This is a genomic window from Dyadobacter diqingensis (assembly GCF_024220585.1).
GTDB classification, from domain to species: Bacteria; Bacteroidota; Bacteroidia; order Cytophagales; family Spirosomataceae; genus Dyadobacter; species Dyadobacter diqingensis.
Window position 1 is genome coordinate 321,105 of the sequence record NZ_JAMXKF010000009.1, and the last position, 19,071, is coordinate 340,175.

The 19,071-nt window shown below is 42.0% G+C and carries 20 protein-coding genes; 10 read left to right on the forward strand and 10 right to left on the reverse strand.

Translation table 11 applies throughout. From position 1 onward, the window contains the following. Positions 1-35 precede the first annotated feature (35 nt). The 4 genes from M1L62_RS23015 to galE all read right to left on the reverse strand — a co-directional run bounded on the left by M1L62_RS23015 (position 36) and on the right by galE (position 3,846). Complete coding sequence (locus M1L62_RS23015) at positions 36-680, reverse strand: O-methyltransferase (protein ID WP_254561980.1); 645 nt, start codon at positions 678-680, stop codon at positions 36-38. Positions 681-786: 106 nt separating this feature from the next. Continuing rightward, positions 787-1,653 (reverse strand): glucose-1-phosphate thymidylyltransferase RfbA, encoded by an 867-nt coding sequence (rfbA, locus tag M1L62_RS23020; protein WP_254561981.1) that lies wholly within the window; start codon positions 1,651-1,653, stop codon positions 787-789. A 121-nt stretch (positions 1,654-1,774) separates the two neighbouring features. After that, a complete protein-coding gene (gene rfbB, locus M1L62_RS23025; RefSeq protein ID WP_254561982.1) occupies positions 1,775-2,830 on the reverse strand; it encodes a dTDP-glucose 4,6-dehydratase in 1,056 nt (351 codons plus the stop codon). After that, positions 2,827-3,846 (reverse strand): UDP-glucose 4-epimerase GalE, encoded by a 1,020-nt coding sequence (galE, locus tag M1L62_RS23030; protein WP_254561983.1) that lies wholly within the window; start codon positions 3,844-3,846, stop codon positions 2,827-2,829. The genes rfbB and galE overlap by 4 nt, the downstream gene beginning before the upstream one ends. Before the next feature lie 214 nt (positions 3,847-4,060). Here galE and M1L62_RS23035 point away from each other — a divergent pair, with 214 nt between their 5' ends. Continuing rightward, the gene (locus tag M1L62_RS23035) at positions 4,061-4,915 is read left to right on the forward strand and encodes a transglutaminase-like domain-containing protein (RefSeq protein WP_254561984.1); all 855 of its coding nucleotides are present in this window, start codon (positions 4,061-4,063) and stop codon (positions 4,913-4,915) included. Here the strand turns inward: M1L62_RS23035 and M1L62_RS23040 are convergent. Then, the gene (locus M1L62_RS23040) at positions 4,912-5,547 is read right to left on the reverse strand and encodes a 4'-phosphopantetheinyl transferase family protein (protein WP_254561985.1); all 636 of its coding nucleotides are present in this window, start codon (positions 5,545-5,547) and stop codon (positions 4,912-4,914) included. The genes M1L62_RS23035 and M1L62_RS23040 overlap by 4 nt on opposite strands. A 235-nt stretch (positions 5,548-5,782) precedes the next feature. Between M1L62_RS23040 and M1L62_RS23045 the strand changes: the two genes are divergently transcribed. From M1L62_RS23045 to folB, 3 genes are all read left to right on the forward strand, one after another. Next, complete coding sequence (locus M1L62_RS23045; RefSeq protein ID WP_254561986.1) at positions 5,783-6,685, forward strand: WD40 repeat domain-containing protein; 903 nt, start codon at positions 5,783-5,785, stop codon at positions 6,683-6,685. Positions 6,686-6,787: 102 nt separating this feature from the next. Next, a complete protein-coding gene (locus tag M1L62_RS23050; RefSeq protein WP_254561987.1) occupies positions 6,788-7,771 on the forward strand; it encodes a DivIVA domain-containing protein in 984 nt (327 codons plus the stop codon). 6 nt (positions 7,772-7,777) lie between these two features. Beyond that, positions 7,778-8,128 carry a dihydroneopterin aldolase gene (folB, locus tag M1L62_RS23055; protein ID WP_194118788.1) on the forward strand — a complete coding sequence of 117 codons (351 nt, stop codon included), beginning with the start codon at positions 7,778-7,780 and terminating at the stop codon, positions 8,126-8,128. A 162-nt stretch (positions 8,129-8,290) separates the two neighbouring features. Here folB and M1L62_RS23060 read toward each other — a convergent pair whose 3' ends face one another. After that, complete coding sequence (locus tag M1L62_RS23060; protein WP_254561988.1) at positions 8,291-9,508, reverse strand: saccharopine dehydrogenase family protein; 1,218 nt, start codon at positions 9,506-9,508, stop codon at positions 8,291-8,293. Positions 9,509-9,739: 231 nt separating this feature from the next. On the opposite strand from M1L62_RS23060, the gene M1L62_RS23065 reads away from it, so the two are divergent. Then, on the forward strand, positions 9,740-10,222 hold the full coding sequence (locus M1L62_RS23065; RefSeq protein WP_254561989.1) for a DUF456 domain-containing protein: 483 nt from the start codon (positions 9,740-9,742) through the stop codon (positions 10,220-10,222). A 164-nt stretch (positions 10,223-10,386) separates the two neighbouring features. Here the strand turns inward: M1L62_RS23065 and M1L62_RS23070 are convergent, their stop codons facing one another. The 3 genes from M1L62_RS23070 to M1L62_RS23080 all read right to left on the reverse strand — a co-directional run bounded on the left by M1L62_RS23070 (position 10,387) and on the right by M1L62_RS23080 (position 14,697). After that, the gene (locus M1L62_RS23070) at positions 10,387-11,787 is read right to left on the reverse strand and encodes an efflux RND transporter periplasmic adaptor subunit (protein WP_254561990.1); all 1,401 of its coding nucleotides are present in this window, start codon (positions 11,785-11,787) and stop codon (positions 10,387-10,389) included. 65 nt (positions 11,788-11,852) lie between these two features. Then, positions 11,853-13,349 (reverse strand): TolC family protein, encoded by a 1,497-nt coding sequence (locus M1L62_RS23075; RefSeq protein WP_254561991.1) that lies wholly within the window; start codon positions 13,347-13,349, stop codon positions 11,853-11,855. Positions 13,350-13,461: 112 nt separating this feature from the next. Next, positions 13,462-14,697: a spore maturation protein gene (locus M1L62_RS23080; protein WP_254561992.1), complete on the reverse strand. Its 1,236-nt coding sequence runs from the start codon at positions 14,695-14,697 to the stop codon at positions 13,462-13,464. Positions 14,698-14,950: 253 nt separating this feature from the next. Here M1L62_RS23080 and M1L62_RS23085 point away from each other — a divergent pair, with 253 nt between their 5' ends. After that, entirely contained in the window at positions 14,951-15,424 is a 474-nt protein-coding gene (locus tag M1L62_RS23085) for a hypothetical protein (protein ID WP_254561993.1), read from the forward strand. 6 nt (positions 15,425-15,430) lie between these two features. Here the strand turns inward: M1L62_RS23085 and M1L62_RS23090 are convergent, their stop codons facing one another. Beyond that, complete coding sequence (locus M1L62_RS23090) at positions 15,431-15,784, reverse strand: DsrE family protein (RefSeq protein WP_254561994.1); 354 nt, start codon at positions 15,782-15,784, stop codon at positions 15,431-15,433. Positions 15,785-15,994: 210 nt separating this feature from the next. Here M1L62_RS23090 and M1L62_RS23095 point away from each other — a divergent pair, with 210 nt between their 5' ends. From M1L62_RS23095 to M1L62_RS23110, 4 genes are all read left to right on the forward strand, one after another. Beyond that, entirely contained in the window at positions 15,995-16,804 is an 810-nt protein-coding gene (locus M1L62_RS23095; protein WP_254561995.1) for a helix-turn-helix domain-containing protein, read from the forward strand. A gap of 85 nt (positions 16,805-16,889) precedes the next feature. Further along, positions 16,890-17,345: a DUF1569 domain-containing protein gene (locus M1L62_RS23100; RefSeq protein WP_254561996.1), complete on the forward strand. Its 456-nt coding sequence runs from the start codon at positions 16,890-16,892 to the stop codon at positions 17,343-17,345. A gap of 114 nt (positions 17,346-17,459) precedes the next feature. Further along, a complete protein-coding gene (locus tag M1L62_RS23105) occupies positions 17,460-17,897 on the forward strand; it encodes an RrF2 family transcriptional regulator (protein WP_254561997.1) in 438 nt (145 codons plus the stop codon). A 573-nt stretch (positions 17,898-18,470) separates the two neighbouring features. Beyond that, positions 18,471-18,713: a hypothetical protein gene (locus M1L62_RS23110; RefSeq protein WP_254561998.1), complete on the forward strand. Its 243-nt coding sequence runs from the start codon at positions 18,471-18,473 to the stop codon at positions 18,711-18,713. Positions 18,714-19,071 lie beyond the last annotated feature (358 nt).

The following is a 19,071-nucleotide window of genomic DNA, read 5'->3' on the forward strand; positions in this document are numbered from 1 at the left end:
AAATAATAAAAGCTTGGCTTGTTTGATGTTGTGAATTACAATTTTTGGAGAATCATCAGTCCATCCCGGATTGGCAAAAGCAGATTGGAAACCCGGCTATCCTCATGTACTATTCTGTTGAAATCCATCAGTGCTTGTGTATCCTTATCGATTTTCTTCAATTCCTTATCGAAAACTTTTCCGCTCCACAATACATTATCGGCAAGGATAAATCCTCCCGGCCGGACCTTGTCAAGACAAAGATTGAAGTATGAAATGTAGTTAATTTTATCTGCATCCATAAATACAATGTCAAAAGTATCCTGTAAAGTAGGAATAATATCCAAAGCATTTCCTATTCTGTAATCAATTTGATCAACAAAATCTGATTGGCTGAAATATCGTTGGGTGAGGGTTTCGAGTTCTTCGTTGATATCAATGGTGATCAGTTTGCCACTGGGCTGTAAGCCTTCGCACAGACAAAGTGCGGAATATCCGGTGTAGGTGCCGATTTCTAAAATTTTCTCCGGACGCAGCATGCGGGAGATCATGGACAGAAACCGCCCTTGCAAATGGCCCGAAAGCATACGTGGATTGAGAACATTTGCGTGCGTTTCCCGGTTAAGGGATTTCAGTAATTCGTTCTCGTTCTCGGTGTGCGCTTCGGAATACGCTTCTATTTCTTCCGCCAGAAACTTCATTAAGCAAAATGAATCGTTAGTATTATGAATTGTAAAGCAGTTGGTATTGAACCGCGCGGCGGCCGCTATTTACGCTTTCACAATACCAACCGCTCATTTCAAAAAATTACAGATGGGCAACAAGTCCCTCCAGATATTTGCCATAACCGCTTTTAACCAACGGTTTAGCGATTTCTTTTAACTGTTCTGCTGTGATGAAACCCATCCGGTAGGCGATCTCTTCGATACAGCCCACTTTCAGTCCCTGGCGTTCTTCGATCACCTGAACGAATTGTCCGGCCTGCATCAGAGACTGGAATGTTCCTGTGTCTAACCAGGCAGTTCCACGGTTCAGTACGCCCACTTTCAACTGGCCTTTTTCCAGGTAAACGCGGTTCACGTCCGTGATCTCCAATTCGCCGCGCGGCGATGGCGGGATATTTTTTGCAATTTCAACAACCTGATTATCGTAGAAATACAATCCGGGAACAGCGTAGTTTGACTTCGGTTTTTCCGGTTTTTCCTCGATTGACATGGCATTGAAATCTTTATCGAAATCAACGACACCATAACGTTCCGGGTCATGAACCTGATAGGCGAAAATAACACCGCCGTCAGGATCATTGTTGGACTGAAGCAATTGTGAAAGACCTGATCCGTAGAAAATATTATCGCCCAGGATCAATGCTACTTTATCTTTACCAATAAATTCTTCACCAATGATAAATGCCTGTGCAAGCCCGTCCGGACTTGGCTGAACGGCATAACTGATGGCACAGCCCAAACGGCTTCCATCACCCAGCAATTTTTCAAAATGAGGCAGGTCGTGAGGTGTGGAAATGATAAGAATTTCACGAATCCCGGCCAGCATTAATATCGACAAAGGGTAATAAATCATTGGCTTGTCATAAACAGGCATAAGTTGCTTGCTAACGGCCAATGTAAGCGGATGAAGCCTTGTGCCGGATCCACCAGCTAAAATAATTCCTTTCATATTGTAGCTTTCGGCTTTCAGCTGTCGGCTGTCGGCTCTTTTGATATTTAAATATTGTTAAATTAGTTAACATATCGTCGGACGGCTTTTTCGGCCGTCCAACGGGTAAAAAGGAAAATCGTTATCTGGTGGCGTACATTCCTTCGTAATACTTCTGGTATTCGCCGGATGTAACATTGTTTAACCAATCCTGATTTTCAAGATACCAGGTCACTGTTCTTTCCAATCCTTCTTCAAACTGAAGTGATGGTTTCCAGCCCAGTTCTTCCGAAAGTTTCGTTGCATCGATCGCATAACGCAAATCGTGTCCCGCGCGGTCTGTCACATAAGTGATCAGTTTTTCTGTTTCACCTTCTGCACGGTTTAGTTTTTTGTCCATCACGCGGCACAAAAGCAGAACCAGATCAAGGTTTTTCCACTCGTTATGTCCGCCGATGTTATAAGTTTCGCCGTTTTTACCTTTATGGAAAATCGTGTCGATTGCAATGGCGTGATCTTCCACGAAAAGCCAGTCACGAACATTTTCCCCTTTTCCGTAAACAGGAAGCGGTTTGCTTTGCAAAATGTTGTGGATCATCAACGGAATAAGTTTTTCCGGGAAATGATTTGGTCCGTAGTTATTCGAACAGTTGGAAATAACCACCGGAAGATTATAAGTATTCTGATAAGCTCTTACAAAGTGATCAGAAGAAGCTTTGGACGCCGAATACGGAGAACGCGGGTCATAACTGGTTGTTTCGGTAAAGAAAGTTCCCGGATCATGTAGCTCGCCATATACCTCATCCGTAGAAACATGATAGAATCTGTGATCGGCCAAATTGTCTTTCCATGCCTTACGCGCCGCGTTCAGCAAATTGACAGTTCCTACCACGTTGGTCATTACAAATGACATCGGGTCAGAAATGGAACGGTCCACGTGACTTTCTGCCGCCAGGTGAACAATTCCGTGAAAATCGTTTTCAGAAATCAGCTTGTCGATAAATGCTGCGTCAACGATATCGCCTTTTACAAAAGTGTAGTTTGGCGCGTTTTCAACATCACGAAGGTTTTCAAGATTACCTGCATAAGTCAGGGCATCGAGATTATAGATGTGGTATTCAGGATGGTGTACAACAAACCTGCGAACGACGTGTGAACCTATGAAACCGGCACCACCGGTAATTAATATCTTTTTCATTTTTTTGGAGTAATTTTTAGTTGCCAATTCCATGCATCAAGAAGTGCATCTGCCATTGTTTTTTCTGCTTTCCATTTCATGATGGAATTTACCTTGTCCGACTGCGCGTAAATTTTTTCAACATCACCTTCCCTGCGCGGTCCGATTGAATAGTTAAGCTTTTCGCCGGTAACTTTTTCAAACGTATTGATCAGTTCAAGCACAGTGTATCCTTCGCCGGTCCCTACATTAAATATATCGTAATAATCTTTGTCTGTTTGTCCATCAAGCAGAATAAGTGCTTTCAGGTGAGCCTTTGCCAAATCGACCACGTGGATGAAGTCACGTACACAGGTTCCGTCCGGCGTGTTATAGTCATCGCCAAAAACAGTCAGTGATTTACGGAGACCAGCAGCCGTTTGGGTGATGAAAGGCACCAGATTGCTCGGTACGCCATTAGGTAATTCACCGATTAATGAGGTTTTATGTGCCCCGATCGGGTTGAAATAACGCAGTGAGATTGCTTTGATACCCGGTGCCGCATGCACGTGGTCCCGGATAATATCTTCTGCCATCGCTTTGGTATTTCCGTATGGAGACGTAGCCGGTTTGCGCGGTGTGCTCTCGGTAACGGGAAGCGCATCTGGCTGTCCGTAAACGGTACATGAAGACGAGAAAACAAATTTGTCAACATTATATTCCTTCATTACCTTTAATAAGATAACCAGAGAGAAAATGTTGTTCTCGTAATAATCGAGTGGTTTTTCAACGGATTCTCCAACGGCCTTGTAGGCAGCAAAGTGAATAACACCATCGAATTTTTCTTTTGCAAAAACAGCTCTTACTTTTTCAATATCATTGCAGTCAATCTCATAAAAGGGGAATTCTTTTCCCGTAATGCCTTTAATTCCGTTGAGTACTTCGCGATTTGAATTGTAGAGATTATCAAGAATAACAGGTTCGAATCCGGCTTCATGCAGTTCTACAACGGTATGTGAACCTATAAAACCGGCTCCTCCGGTAACAAGAATTTTCATAGGAATGATCTTAAAAAGAATATGTGGTAAGTATGTGAATTGTTTTGAAAAGTTTCATTTTACACTTTCAAAAATTGAATTTTAAAGCGATATTTATTATAAAACCAAGCTTCAAAACACAAATTTTTTCCGGGCAAAAGTAGAAAATTTGACGTCCATAAAAAAAAAATGTTTTTATTTATCCGTTGGTTGTTAAAAGCTGATTCGACAGAAAATGAACAAGAGAGAAATAAAAGCGCTGATATCCTTACTTGATGACGAAGATCATGAAGTAACTCAGCACGTTGAGGGGAAGATCTTATCATTAGGAGGAAACGTGATCCCTTTTCTGGAAACGGAATGGGAGGAAAGCTTTAACCCAATCCTTCAGCGTAAACTGGAAGAGCTGATTCATGAGCTCCAGCTGAATATCATGAATGAGAGATTGCAGGCCTGGAAAAACGGCGGCGGTCTGGATTTACTGGAAGGTATGTGGATATTGTCGACGTATCATTATCCCGAACTTTCGCTGGAAAACCTGAAAACCACGGTTGAGCAGCTTTATTACGATATCTGGATACAGTTTCAGGAAGAAATGAATCCGATAGACCAGATCAAACGGATTAACAGCATATTTTTTGGGTCGATGAATTTTGCGGCTAATACCAAAAGCTTCCATTCACCATCGAACTCGATGATCAATGTGGTGCTTGAAAATCGTCGCGGGAATCCTATCACCTTATGTGTGATTTATCTGTTGATTGCCAGGAAGTTAGGGTTGCCTGTTTATGGTGTTAATCTACCCAATCTGTTCGTACTGACCTATAAAAGCCATAATACGCAGTTTTACATCAATGTATTTAACCGCGGAATTATTTTTTCCAAAACCGATATTGATCACTATATCGCCCAGTTGAATATCAAACCGAAAGAGATTTTTTATCACCCTTGCACGAACCTGGAAATTATCCAGCGCGTATTGCGTAACCTGATTTTATCTTACGAAAAAACAGGAGAGCAGGAAAAAATCAAGGAGGTGGAGGATATTCTCAGGTCTACACTGGAAAGTTACGGCGAGGACAATATCTAAACAGAAACGGCTAGGCAGTAATCTTCAAACCACCGGATATGGATCGGGGAATTGATCTGAAGGTCTTCCTCGTCGTCTGTTAAAATACCTTTTATAAGGGATTGCGACTTATTAAACGGTTGGATATAAATTGAATTTTTGAAGCTGATTTTCTTTTTTCCGTATAATTTATAGATAGCCTCCTTTGCGCACCAGTAGATACAAAGTGCGGCAAGTTCGTTTTCTGCGTGGGTAAATTCAGGATCTGAAAGATATTTTCTGGAAGTTCTCTGAAGTTTAGGGTCAGACTTTTCCATATCGATACCAACGGGCGCGGACGGGTTTATGACGGCGGCCACATAGTCGAATGTGTGTGTGATAGAAATGTGGGAGGCATTATTAACCAAAAATGCTTTGCCGTGCTCGTCTTTGTGCGTACCCTCATAATGAAGCCCGAATTGTTCAACCAGGATTTTTATTAGCAGACGGCTGGCCAGCCATTCACGTTTTTTTTGTGGATGGGAAATGGTTTCAAGATCCTCCGAATTGTAGGAAGAACCCAAACTCGTGTGAAGTTCATCTTCGGTTTCTGTCAGTTTCCAGAGTAGCAGGGTACTAGTCTCTTCAATCTTTTCGGAATGAACGAGGGGCATAATTATTCTGTTTAAGACTAGGTTCAGGGCTTTTGCTGTCGGCGTTTGGCTTTTAGTTTTACTCTGACCAGTTATCGTTATTAAACGGGTTTGATTTCCAGCGACCTGTTTTATCGCAAAATAACGTCCCGATATTTACATAAATTTACAAAGGCAATTTAATGGTTTATTTACCAGTAATTTTTAATTGCCAGATACTAACCGCTAATAGCTAGCTGCTAAAAGCTATCCAAAAATGATTATTCGCAAAGTAGACACTTTTTCCGGTCATCGTGACAGCGTTTATACAATTATTTCTAATAATTCGTCCCATGGCTTTTATTCTGCCGGTGGCGATGGTTTTGTGATTGAATGGGATTTGAAAAAGCCTGACCTTGGCAAACTGGTTGCGCGTGCGGGTGTTTCTGTGTATGCTTTATGTTTTGACGAGGTTAGCAAATTTCTTTGGATAGGGCAAAATTTTGAGGGTATTCAGGTACTGGATACTGTGAACAATAAAATAGAATATTCGTCAAAAGTGACGGCATCGCAGATTTTTGACATCAAGATCTGGCAGAACAAGGCATTGCTCGCCTTGGGTGATGGCGTCATCGCGGTGATGGATGTTCCATCACTGGCCATTCAAAAACATATCAAGGTTGCGAATAACAGTGTGAGGTCCATCGCCGTAAATCCTGCAACGGGAGAATTTGCAGTGGGCGACAGCGATTTTAATGTTCATATCTTTGATTTTGACGGTTTCAAATTAAAAAAGACAATTTCTGCACACACAAATTCTGTTTTTTCCGTTCAATATTCTCCGGACGGAAATTATCTTTTCACAACGGGGCGTGATGCGCACGTGAAAATCTGGGATGTAAACAGCGGTTATGAGCCCGTAACGGACATAGCGGCACATATGTATGCGGTGAATCATGTGACGTTCAGCCCGGATGGGAAATTCTTTGCAACATGCAGCATGGATAAGTCCATTAAGTTGTGGGAGACGGAGACCTTCAGGCTGAAAAAAATTATTGACCGGTCGAGGCTGGCGGGACATGGTACTTCGGTGAATAAATTGCTTTGGACGGACTATGAAAACCAGCTGGTATCGTGCAGTGACGACAGGATGATTTCCGTTTGGGAAGTAGCCATATAATATGGTTTAAAAGTGTAATTGTACCAAATACTTTGAAATGTACAGGATATGTCTTTATCTTAGACGACTGTTACGAATTAAAAATTAAAGCATATATCCATCATGAAAATTTCGGCAATAGACATACGTAAACATACGTTTGAAAAAATTTTCAGAGGTTACAATCCTGACGAAGTTGATGCATTTCTTAACTCTTTGTCGCAGGAATGGGAGCGCTTTTCGAGTGAGAACAGCATGCTGAAAATGCAGTTGGAATATGCAGAAAAGGAACTTAGTAAGTTAAAAGATATCGAATCAACACTTTTTCGTACGCTGAAATCCGCTGAGGATGCCAGCCGACAGATTGAAAAAGAGGCGATCGAATCGGCTGAGAAAAGGGTTGAGGAGTCGAAGGTAAAAGCCGACAGTATGATTGAGGAGGCGGAGCAAAGAACGAATCAGATCATCCTGGAAACGGAGAACCGCCTGAAGAAGTTTAAAGAGGATTTTGCACTGGAAATTAAAAATCAGGAGCGCGATTTTCGTGCCATTGAAAATTTCAGGGATAACCTCGTTGTGCAGCTTTCATCACTGGCCAATAACACAATTGAAACGGTTGAGCGTTTCGAAAATAAATACGACAAGGAGTCTGTGCTGAATAAGATGGAAGAGATCAAACAGCACGTTACTGAGATTGAAATTCCTAAAAAGGGAACTCCTGTTTCGCAGTATATTGCACCGGAGGCCGTAGAAGAAGAGCTTTCGGAAATTGAAGAGGAAGAAACTCCTGATGTGGATCTGGAAATTGTTTCAGCACCGGAAGTGGAAGAGAAAATAGTACCGGAGCCTGTTTTAGAGGAGATCGTGCCGGTTGAAGAGGAAATTTTGCCGGTGGTTGAAGCCGTAGAAGAAGAGCCGGAACCGGTTGCGAAAAAAGAAGAACTGAGTGCGGCGGATGCGGCTACGGAAGCTTTGGCAGAAATGCATAAATCTGCTGAAAGAGCGCGTGAAACAACTCCCCGTGAAGCTCAGAATACGTTTAAAGAAAAATCTCAGGAACCGGTTCTGCCAAAAAGTACAGGCGGATCGTTCTTTGACCAAATATAATTTACATTGGGTACGATCTCATTAGAAGGATTAGAGTTTTTTGCTTACCACGGTTATTACCCCGAAGAGCAGAGAATAGGTAATAAATATGCACTCGATATAACAATAAATACCGATTTTATAGAGGCCGCAGTAAAGGATAAGTTAAGTGCCACGGTCAACTATGAAACATTATATCAGATCGCGGCAAAGGTGATGCAGGAGCCGGCCAAATTGTTGGAACATATCGGTTTTAAGGTGATTGCCAGCGTCAGGGAGCATTATCCGGATGTACAGAAAGTAACCGTGAGAGTATCCAAGTTTAACCCGCCGATAGGAGGGGTTTGTACCCGGGCCACCATTACGATGGAAGGATGATTTTTAATTATTAATGGTTAAGGGTTAATGATTGCGTTTAACGGTGATTATATTTATTAACAGATATTTGGCTTTGGAAGCCTGAAGAAAAAAGAGGAGTCAACTTTTCAAAAGTTGACTCCTCTGGCTTTAGAGCATTTGCTCTTTATCTATTATTTTCCCTTATGCAGGATATTCGTGAGGAAGCGAAACGTTGATTCTTTCGTTCCATGGCAAACCCTGCGTATTCAAATGCGCCATGAATGGATCCGGATTTAGTTCTTCGCAGTTCCAAACACCTGGTTTCATCCACTCTTCGTTAGTCAGCATAAGCATGGCACCGATCATCGCCGGAACACCTGTTGTATAACTTACAGCCTGTGCCTTCACTTCTTTGTAACAAGCGGCGTGGTCGCAGTTATTCCAAACGTAATAAGTTGTTTCTTCACCGTCTTTAATCCCTTTGATCTGGCAGCCGATTGAAGTCTGTCCCGAATAATTTTCGCCCAGCGAATCAGGAGCAGGAAGAACAGCTTTCAGGAATTCAAGAGGAACGATATCAATACCGTTGAATTTAATAGGTTTGATGCTCGTCATGCCCACGTTTTCAAGCACATTTAAGTGCGTGATGTAAGCTTGTCCGAAAGTCATCCAGAAACGTGCACGTTTCAAAGTAGGGAAGTTTTTTACCAAAGATTCAAGTTCTTCGTGGTAAAGCACATAACTTTCTTTGGGTCCGATTCCGGGATATTCGATTGGTTTATGGATCGACATGGCTGGTATTTCCACCCACTCTCCGTTTTCCCAGTAACGACCTGGCTGAGTGATCTCGCGGATATTGATTTCCGGGTTGAAATTGGTAGCAAATGCTTTTCCATGATCGCCGGCGTTACAGTCGATGATGTCCAGATAGTGCATTTCATCGAAATAATGTTTGTTGGCATAGGCAGTGAAAACCTGGGTAACACCCGGGTCAAAACCACAGCCAAGCAAAGCCATCAAACCAGCATCTTTAAAGCGTTGCTGATATGCCCATTGCCAGCTATATTCAAATTTGGCAACATCTTTTGGTTCGTAATTGGCCGTATCCAAATAATGTACTCCTGTTTCCAGACAAGCCTCCATGATCGTAAGATCCTGATAAGGAAGAGCAACATTGATTAACAATTTTGGCTGGAAGCGCTTGATAAGCAAAACAGTTTCAGCAACGATATCAGCATCAACCTGTGCTGTTTCGATGTCAACGCCGTGCATTTCCTTGATTTCAGCAGCTATTTTGTCGCACTTTGATTTTGTACGGCTGGCTAGCATGATGCTCGTAAATACATTGCTGTTCAATGCACATTTATGCGCCACCACACTTCCGACGCCGCCGGCACCAATAATAAGAACTTTGGACATGTGTTTTTTTAATGAATAATTGGGTGAATGTTTGAATAAGTGAGTCAGTTGCTTCGGCAACGATCCTGAAAGATTCGTGCCGGATCAATACTTCCTCCCAAATTTCTAACGATAAGCCTCAGATCGGTTTATGCCAGAGCACAACATTTCGGACTAATCGCCTTTTCAACCGCAAAGATAGGACGACCAAATGTTTTTTTGTTAATTCATTATTAATTTAACCGATCAGCCATGGATATTTTGCTTTTTGTTGCCGGTATTGCCTGTCTCTTAACCGGATTGGCCGGTGCCATCCTGCCACTTCCCGGACCGCCCCTGAGTTTTGCCGGACTTATTCTTTTGCACATCAGCAAATTTGCAGAGTTCAGCAATACGGTCTTATATAGTCTGGGTTTTGTAACCGTTGTAATTGCCGTGCTGGATTATTATATACCGATCTGGGGTACGAAGAAATTTGGTGGAACCCGGTATGGAGCCATTGGCGCAACGCTTGGATTATTGGTCGGATTCTTTTTTATCCCTGCTATCGGAATGTTTGTCGGGACATTTTTAGGAGCGTTGCTGGGAGAGCTTATCGGCGGTTCACAAATCAAAAGCGCGTTAAAATCTGCGGTCGGTTCCTTTGTTGGATTTCTGACCGGCATTGTGATGAAGGTAATCCTTTGTCTGATTATGATCGGGTACGCCGTGGTAGAGGTATGGGGAAATATTTAACAGTCTAGTTTGTAGTGAGTTATGTGAATATTTCCCGGTATGATCCCTTTCTTTTTTTAGAAAATCAATTGTTGAAAAATAAAAAATCCTTGCAGCAAAGCCGCAAGGATTTCTTTTTAACCTAAACTAAATCGAACTTATTACATAGTTGTAACGTAACCGTTCTAGTTTTCATTTGATTTTTTTTCGTCTTTTTTCACTTCTTTTTTCTTTAGCTCGACTAAGTCGCCGCTTTTCAGTGTTTTAGACACAACAATATATGGACCAGAGATAATTTCGTCGCCGTTTTTCAGGCCGGATAAAATCTCGATGTTTTCGAAGTCACTGATACCTGTTTTAACCTCACGCATTTCTGCCTTTCCGTTCACTCTTACGAAAACAACCTCCTTGATTGCTTCCTCTTTCTTTGGTTTTTCAGGCTCCGCGCTTTCCGGTTTTTTGTCCTTATCATCCGGAGCCGGTGTATTGTTACGCGTTGTTACCGCAGCGATCGGAACAGAGACAACCTTATTTTTTCTTTCTGTCGTAATTTCCACCGAAGCAGTCATACCTGGTTTGAATGGGTAAGATTTTTTATTCTTGGTAGCCATCAAATCGCTGAACGATTCGTTAAGGATTTTAACCTTTACTTCAAATTCGGTTACGGCATCAGAAGAAGCACTGCTCAGTGCCGTGGATGACGAAGAGGCCAATCCCGCGGCTGTATTGGCAATCTCTTTTACAACTCCTTTAAACTTACGTCCTGACGAGCTGTAAGCATCCACATCAATTTCAGCCGTATCACCCAGCGTTACGCGCACAATGTCGTTTTCATTCACGTTTACCCGTACTTCCATGTTGCTCAGGTTGGCAATACGCATCATTTCTGTTCCTGCCATTTGTGTTGTACCTACCACACGTTCACCTACCTCCACATTAAGCAAAGAAACAATGCCGCTAACCGGCGCGAAAATGGTTGTTTTACGCAGGTTTTCAGCCGCATCACGAAGACTGGCTTCCGCGCTTCTGATATTGAACAATGCAGCGGCAACATTCGCCTGAGAAGAAGAAAGGTCTTGCTTGGCTATATCGTAGTTAGAACTGAACTGCTCAAAATCTGATGCTGAGATAACTTTATCGTTATACAGTTTTTTATTCCGCTCAAAAATCAGCTTTGATTGCGTCAAACGTGCTTCTGCCTGCAAAACCAGCGCTTTCGTTTGCTCGTGATTTGCTTTGCTGGAATTAACAGCTGCCTGGGCGCGGGCCATTAACGACTCGTAGTTATCAGGACGGATTTTTAAAAGAAGCTGGCCTTTTACAACCGAGTCTCCTTCGGCAACGTATAAGTTGGTGATCTCCCCCGAAACGTCAGGGCTTAATTTAACTTCCACTTCCGGCTGTACTTTTCCGGATGCACTCACGCGCTCAATGATGTCAGCCTCCTTGACCTTTGTAAATTCTACTTCGGTGGCTTTTGGCTGCCCGATCCACCCGGCTTGTTTTGCACCGACTAACCCGGCAATAAGAAGTACAACAACACCTCCTACAATCCACCATATTCCTTTTGAAGATTTACGCGCCATAATTCATTATTTGGTTTACGGTTGTTTTATTTTTTATGATATCAGAAACTCTGTATCAATTAAATTTAGAAATCAGACAGGGGACGGTTCATATAAAAATCGAGGATTTTTGTTCTGAACACATAATCGTATTTTGTCTGGATCAGGTTGCTGTTGGCACGGTCCAGATTCGCTTTTGCAATGTTATATTCAACAGAATTGATCGCACCTACATCGAAACGTACCTGCGCCACACGGTGGGCTTCCGTTAAAGCCCGCACCTGATTGGCTGTTGCTGAATAACGTTTGGCCGAATTGTTCATGTCAATATAAGCCTGTTCCACATTTTTACGAATGGTCAGCTGAACCTGCTGTGCCTGATACTCCGTGTTCTTTTGCTGAATTTTGGCATTGGCCACATTATACTTTACCTGGAAATTGGTGAAAATAGGAATACGCAAACTTAGGCTGACAGAAGGGTTTCTGTTAAAGTTCAGCTGGTCGAGGTATCCAAAATGCTGAATTCCACCATTGGGTGTAGTAATTTTCTCGATAATCGGAACCGTTACACCGCCGTAACTTACATAAGAAGTGGTCGACGGAACGTCATACGTTGTGCTTCCTGTTCCGTTGGCAACAAATCGTTCCTTGGGAGCAGCACTTGAAAAAGCCGTACTGAATCCTCCGTTCAGTGATAAAGTTGGCATGGCTACACCACGAGCAATTTCAATTGATTTTTTAGCAGATTCAATACGCAGGTTTGCAGCTTTCATCTGGGGCAGGTTAGTCATAGCCGTTTCATATATTTCCTGAATCGTCGCGTCATAAGCCTGAAGTGTCGGGTCTGCAACCGTGATCTTTACCACATTAATCTGATTTGCACCCGGAAGGTTCATGTATTGTTTCAGATTCAGTTTTGCAGTTTCGAGGTTGTTTTCAGCATTAACAAGAGAAAGCTCATCGTTTGCCAGCTGAGCACGGAGGTCAAGCAGGTTACTTTCTGCGAGCGTACCGGCCGCCACCAGTTTAGCAGTACGTTCCACTTGCAGGTTCGAAGCATCTACCTGGCGTCGGGCAACTTCAATAAGTTCTTCGTTGCTGATCACCTGAAGGTAAGATAATGCGACATTCAGCATCAGATCGTTACGTGCCGCATCCAGATCCTTCTGGCTGGCTTTTAGATTGATATCATTTCTGACAATGTTGTTTTTAATCTGGAATCCGTTAAAAAGAACTACACTCGCACCAAGCTGAAAGCTGTTCTGGCTGATACTCTGCTGGACAAACTGGTTGGTAAAAGGGTCAATGTTACGACCGAAACTGAATCCCTGTCCGGCACTGAAATTCAGGCTGGGCCAACGCTGCCAGCGCGACTGCTCGTAGGTGTTTCCGTTGGTCTGAACTTGTAATTCAGACTGTTTTAGCTGAGGATTTGATTCCAGAGCGATTCGGATACAGTCTTCAAGCGAATAAGTGTTTTCTGCTTTGGGGGGAGTAGTCGTTTGTCCATAAGCGGACTGAAACAAAACCAATCCACAAACCATCATGGCTATAAGTGCAGATTTCTGTAACGAATTTATCATATGTCCATACTGTGTTAGATATTCAATATTACATGATGCTATAAAAAACAACCATCCATTTAGTACGGACGGTTGCATAAGTAGGTAAATGGGTATTTTACAATATTTTGATTTAATGGAAAAATAAATATCCGAGCCAGATCCCGGCCAGCACACCGATTAGGTCAGCAATAAGGCCAACTACAATGGCATAACGGGAGTTTTTGATACCCACGGATCCGAAGTAAAGCGCTACGATATACAGTGTAGTGTCCGCTGATCCCTGAAAAATGCAACCCAGCCTTCCAACGAAGGAATCAGGGCCGAATTTTGTCATGCCTTCAATCATCAATGCACGTGCTCCGCTGCCACTCAACGGTTTCATCAGGGCCACCGGCAAGGCATCGGTAAAATCACTGTTGATGCCTGAACTTATGATCACATACCGAAGACCATTCAGCAAATAATCCATAGCACCGCAGGTACGGAAAGCGCTGATTGCAACCAGCATTCCAACGAGATAGGGCATGATTTTTACGGAAGTTTCAAAACCCATTTTAGCACCGTCTATAAATACATCGAAGACATTTATTTTTTTGTAAAGTGCGCCCAATAAAAAAGAAGTAATAATAAAGAGCAGCAATGAATTCCCGACAACGATGGAGATCGTCTCAATTTGTTCTTTTGGCAAACCCGTGAGGTACCAAAGCAAAAGGGCCAGAACGGCCGTAACACCGCCAAGACCGAGTACGACGGTACGGTTAAAGAGGTTTATTTTTTGCCATGCCGCGGTGATCATCAAACTGACGACCGTAGTAATATAAGTTCCAATTACGCAGGGAATGAAAACATCGGACGGGTCGGTAGCGCCCAGGATAGCACGTTGTGCAATAATGCTCAGCGGAATGATCTGAAGGCCGGACGTATGCAAAACCAGAAACATGATTTGGGCATTGGAGGCGGTGTCTTTGCTCGGGTTAAGTTCCTGGAGACTTTGCATGGCCTTTAACCCAAAAGGCGTGGCCGCGTTGTCAAGTCCCAACATATTGGCTCCGAAATTCATGATCATCTGGCCATTTGCCGGATGATTTTTAGGGATTTCGGGAAAAAGTTTGCTAAAAAAAGGCCCGATAATTCTGGCAAGAATATTGATGGCTCCTGCTTTTTCACCCACATTTAATATCCCCAGGAAAAAAGTCATAACCCCGGCGAGTGGCAAGGCAATATCCATCACAGCAACCTTGGAGGAATTTAGGATTCCCTCCACAACGAGCTTCAAGGTTTCCGTATCGCCGAAAAGGATAAATTTAGTCAGGGCAACGAAGAAGGCAATTGCAAAAAAGGCAATGAAAATATAATTAAGGGCCATTAGATGAGGTAGTAGTTTATCAAAATGAAAACCAAAAGCGGGTCGGAATATTTATGAGGTCGAAAATAAATTAAATTCCTGAGAAAGCAGTAATCGCGTAACCGGCACGATTCTGATTTATAGGACATGTGTAAATCATTTACGGATTTATTCAAATTTTGAGGATAATGTAATCTTAATCTTGTTTTGAGATGATTTTCGAGATTCATTCCCTATCTTCCATTTCCAATATTCCTGTATTTAATTCTTAGCTATGAAAAAGTATTGTTACCTGTTATCACTTGTTTTATTATTTTCCTGCAACAAAAAGAAGGAGTCGGAAGGAACGAAGGAATCTTCCATGACCGTATTAAATGATACGATTCCAACGGTGAGAAAGGTGGTCAGTAAAACAGCCGTTGCCAGTTACAGTGAAGTTGTAAAGGATAAGGACAATCTGAATGACTGGAAGTTTGCCGTAGATGTGTTTGAAACCGAGGAGACTTTCCAATATAAAGTTAAGATAAAATACAAGGAGCTGGACGCCGACGATAACCTGACGGTGCCGAATTTTGGTATACAGCCAAAGGTGAAAATTGAAAAAGGAGAAGAGGCGCTTTCCTGTGTTATTGGTTTTCTGGATAAGGACGGAGCGTTTAAAGAATTTAAAAGGGTTGAGGTAATTGGTGATCAGCTGAAAATCAGACAAACCAAAGGATATGGACGCAGCGTGGTGCGGGCTAAATAGTTTGATTTAAAATCCTGCCTTGATATAACTCCATCCTTCCTGCTGCCTGATCACCAGTTCGGCAATGCCGGAAGGTATAATCTTAATTCCCGGTATCAGATCGTCTGGCAGGATATTGTTTGAATCCAGCATGTTTTTGCAAACTTCAATTTTGACCTGTTTTTGCAGCAGGGTGCGTATGTCTTCGGAAAAGGGATTCTGATCTGTTACACAAAACGGCCATGACGCGCCGTGGCAGACGATTTTTACTTCTACCTGCTGATTGAAATGGTCAAGCAGGTTTAAAATCTGCCTGATTGTACTTTTGTATACTTTGGGTTCGGGAGAAGTTAACTGGATTATTGCTTTGTAAGAATTCATAAAAATGTTGTCGCTTATTTAATTAAGATAGAAGAATTTTTTGATAATCCGGGGGTGGGAGCGGGGATTATTTGTCTGCGGAAACATTCATCTCTGGTAAGCGCATGTCGGTCCGCCGATTATGGCCTTTTATCCTTTTCGGTGGAAAATTCGAAATACTATTAGTAATTTTAATTGACCATTCCGTATTGACTTTATCGGCAATCAGTTATGAAATACAGCGAAATCGCGCCACCGGCTTTTTTGAAAAATCAGGTCAGGTATTTCTGGACCCTCGAAAGTGACGGCTCAGGTGACTCGCCGGTTATTTTCAGACCACTGGCTGACGGCTGTCCTGGACTTATGTACCACCGCTCGACGGATGGATCACTATCACAATTTGACAAAAAACTGCCTGAAATCTTTGTTTACGGACAAACAACCGGCCCGACAGAAGTCCGGTCATCGTCCAGTTTTCGAACAACCGGCGTCGTATTTTTTCCTCAGGCTTTAAAAACTATTTTCGGACTGGATGCCGATATGCTTACCAATTCATGCGCAGATGTGAGCTGGCTGGCTGAAAAACATCATCCGCTTTCCGAACAATTGTTTGACGCGAAATCTGCACAGGATGAGATTTCCATGCTTGCTTCAGGGTTGTTTTCTTTTCAAAAACGGAATAATGTTTCTGATAATGCGGTCATCAGTTATGCGGTGTCTGAAATCATTAAATCAAAAGGAGTACTCTCGTTTAAGGATTTGCTCAAAAATATGCAACTTTCAGAAAGGACATTTGAGCGCAGATTCAGGCAATGGATTGGCGTATCTCCCAAATTGTTCGCCAGAATCTGCCAGTTTCAGTCTGCCTTAAACCAGATGAAAAATAACGATTTCAGCAAGTTATCGGATATTGCTTTTGAAAACGATTACGCGGACCAGTCGCACTTCATTCGTTCGTTCAAAGAATTTTCCGGATTTTCTCCTTTTCAATACCAGAAGCAGTCCGGAGATGTTGCGAAAAATTTTCTTGCTATTTTGTAAATAATTTGCGATATTTTTGAACAAATAGGTGCTGAAAGGCGCCTGGAATAACCTAACAGAATGTTACACTTTCAATAAGAGAAAAATGCTTCCTGATATTTTTTGTAAGGCAGTTTCCCGCGAAGTGATCAACCGGATCGAAAAACTGAACAGCCAGACCCAACCGGTTTGGGGGAAAATGAATGTGGCTCAAATGCTTGCACACTGCTGCGTTTCGTATGAATACGTCTACGAAAACAAGTATAAACCACCAGGATTTTTGATGAAGCTGATTCTTAAAAATATGGTTAAAAAGATTGTTGTAAACGAAACTCCTTATAAAAGGAACAATCGTACCGCGGCAGATTTTTTGATTACGGATGAACGGGATTTTGAGACTGAAAAGGAAAGGCTGATTGCCTACATTCTGAAAACGCAGGAGCTTGGCAAGAGCTATTTTAAAGGTAAGGAATCACATTCTTTTGGGAAATTGAGCTGTACCGAATGGAATAACATGTTTTATAAACATCTGGACCATCACCTGACCCAGTTTGGAGTTTAAGCGCTGAAAATGTAAACCAGCTGGGCAAGAAATATTTAGCAGTCTTGTAAAAGATAAAAAACTCTTTTATTTAATTCATAGAATTGCTAAGTTTGTACAAAAATTGTAGCGAGAATGGTTTTTTCAAAAACGTGTGAGTACGCAATCAGAGCGGTGATTTATGTTGCCCAGAAGTCGGAAGATGGGGCAAAGGTGGGCATCAAGGAAATTGCGGCCGGCATTGACTCGCCCGTTCATTTTATTGCAAAAATTCTTCAGGATCTAAGCAAGCGTGAAATCGTGCAATCGACGAAAGGACCTAACGGCGGATTTTACATCGATAAAGATTCCCGCAAAAAGTCCCTGGCGGATATTGTGACCGCGATTGATGGTGACAGGATATTTACCGGGTGTGGTCTGGGTCTGAAAAACTGTTCGGAAAGTAAACCATGTCCGCTGCACTCGGAATTCAAAATCATTCGTGACAAAATAAAACTGACGCTTCACTCAGCGACAATCGGTGATTTCAATGCAAGTCTCAATGCAGGATTGAGTTTTATCAAAGAAAGATAAATGGCGGATCGGTCCGATCTTTTGCTCCGAACTTCAAAATAACAATTTCAAGAAATTACTTTCCCTAACAGGCTTATAAACAGTACTATATTTTGTTCGTGTCAGATTGGTTTTTGGACAAAATCGTTAATTTAGTAAAAACTAAAATAGCTCCACCTTTAACGTATAGGGGATTGGGTTTCGAACTGAGCTGGTAATCGTATATTTAGAGATAAATGAGGGAAAGAGTTATGTGAAAAAATATTTTAAAAAGATATTCTTGATGTTGTTTATGTAAATTGTAAGAAATTTTAGGATATTTATAGAAAATAATACGAATAAAAAGTGTTTTTGTTTGAAACTGGCATAATACAGTTAGGAGCCAAAGACAATATGATGAGACTTTAAGACGAGGGAAATTCCATAGATCAAGACCATTATCAGTAGTTGCAGAGGATAGATTTTGTGAATCAATCTTCTGAACGCATTGAGGCAAAGTGTGTTGATTAACCCGGTGAATCAGGGATTTTACTTTTGGCAGGATTACATTTCTAAACGTTATTGTAAAAATAAAAAATTGATAATCTGATAGTTATGGGAAAAGGAAAAGACTTGTTCGGTAAGTACAACGATTTGGCGAAGGAAAAAGGAGTTGGGAGTGAGGAGTATAGTTATGCCTGCGTCCTGTTTCAGGCGCTGTTGATGCTTGGCGAACGCCGGGTTTTTGAGCTGCTGGAAGAAGCGGATGTTACCGGGAAAAAACTGGCACTGGAATATGCCGTCCATGCTGGCGGAGATGATGGGGACGCTGTGCCCAGTGATGTGATATTGGTATGAAAGTTATCCGCGGTTTGTGACGAACATGCGGTAATCGTGCAGTAATTTCAAGATTTTTATAAAGCCCGTGTATCGGAGATGTGAAATTATTTTCATGTTCCCGGTTCACGGGCTTTTTATAGTCTAAGCAAAATCTAAAAATAGATAGGCAATCGATTTGTTCGATTGGGAAGTATCCTTGCCTGGTTGGGAAATATTGTAAGCGAAATAAAAAAAAGAGGTGTTCGTTCAGAAGAAAAAGAAACCGATCGGTGACTTTTTTGAAACACAGAAAGTTTTTCAAAAAAGCGTCAGATAAGCGGCAGAACCATAAAATTGAGCAAATAATTCTTTTGAAACCTTTAAACTTATCAGTATC

What these genes read in the sequence shown, in the direction of transcription:
- M1L62_RS23015 (WP_254561980.1), bottom strand. Translation starts at nt 680, where the DNA reads ATGAAGTTTCTGGCGGAAGAAATAGAAGCGTATTCCGAAGCGCACACC.
- rfbA (WP_254561981.1), bottom strand. Translation starts at nt 1,653, where the DNA reads ATGAAAGGAATTATTTTAGCTGGTGGATCCGGCACAAGGCTTCATCCG.
- rfbB (WP_254561982.1), bottom strand. Translation starts at nt 2,830, where the DNA reads ATGAAAAAGATATTAATTACCGGTGGTGCCGGTTTCATAGGTTCACAC.
- galE (WP_254561983.1), bottom strand. Translation starts at nt 3,846, where the DNA reads ATGAAAATTCTTGTTACCGGAGGAGCCGGTTTTATAGGTTCACATACC.
- M1L62_RS23035 (WP_254561984.1), top strand. Translation starts at nt 4,061, where the DNA reads ATGAACAAGAGAGAAATAAAAGCGCTGATATCCTTACTTGATGACGAA.
- M1L62_RS23040 (WP_254561985.1), bottom strand. Translation starts at nt 5,547, where the DNA reads ATGCCCCTCGTTCATTCCGAAAAGATTGAAGAGACTAGTACCCTGCTA.
- M1L62_RS23045 (WP_254561986.1), top strand. Translation starts at nt 5,783, where the DNA reads ATGATTATTCGCAAAGTAGACACTTTTTCCGGTCATCGTGACAGCGTT.
- M1L62_RS23050 (WP_254561987.1), top strand. Translation starts at nt 6,788, where the DNA reads ATGAAAATTTCGGCAATAGACATACGTAAACATACGTTTGAAAAAATT.
- M1L62_RS23060 (WP_254561988.1), bottom strand. Translation starts at nt 9,508, where the DNA reads ATGTCCAAAGTTCTTATTATTGGTGCCGGCGGCGTCGGAAGTGTGGTG.
- M1L62_RS23065 (WP_254561989.1), top strand. Translation starts at nt 9,740, where the DNA reads ATGGATATTTTGCTTTTTGTTGCCGGTATTGCCTGTCTCTTAACCGGA.
- M1L62_RS23070 (WP_254561990.1), bottom strand. Translation starts at nt 11,787, where the DNA reads ATGGCGCGTAAATCTTCAAAAGGAATATGGTGGATTGTAGGAGGTGTT.
- M1L62_RS23075 (WP_254561991.1), bottom strand. Translation starts at nt 13,349, where the DNA reads ATGATAAATTCGTTACAGAAATCTGCACTTATAGCCATGATGGTTTGT.
- M1L62_RS23080 (WP_254561992.1), bottom strand. Translation starts at nt 14,697, where the DNA reads ATGGCCCTTAATTATATTTTCATTGCCTTTTTTGCAATTGCCTTCTTC.
- M1L62_RS23085 (WP_254561993.1), top strand. Translation starts at nt 14,951, where the DNA reads ATGAAAAAGTATTGTTACCTGTTATCACTTGTTTTATTATTTTCCTGC.
- M1L62_RS23090 (WP_254561994.1), bottom strand. Translation starts at nt 15,784, where the DNA reads ATGAATTCTTACAAAGCAATAATCCAGTTAACTTCTCCCGAACCCAAA.
- M1L62_RS23095 (WP_254561995.1), top strand. Translation starts at nt 15,995, where the DNA reads ATGAAATACAGCGAAATCGCGCCACCGGCTTTTTTGAAAAATCAGGTC.
- M1L62_RS23100 (WP_254561996.1), top strand. Translation starts at nt 16,890, where the DNA reads ATGCTTCCTGATATTTTTTGTAAGGCAGTTTCCCGCGAAGTGATCAAC.
- M1L62_RS23105 (WP_254561997.1), top strand. Translation starts at nt 17,460, where the DNA reads ATGGTTTTTTCAAAAACGTGTGAGTACGCAATCAGAGCGGTGATTTAT.
- M1L62_RS23110 (WP_254561998.1), top strand. Translation starts at nt 18,471, where the DNA reads ATGGGAAAAGGAAAAGACTTGTTCGGTAAGTACAACGATTTGGCGAAG.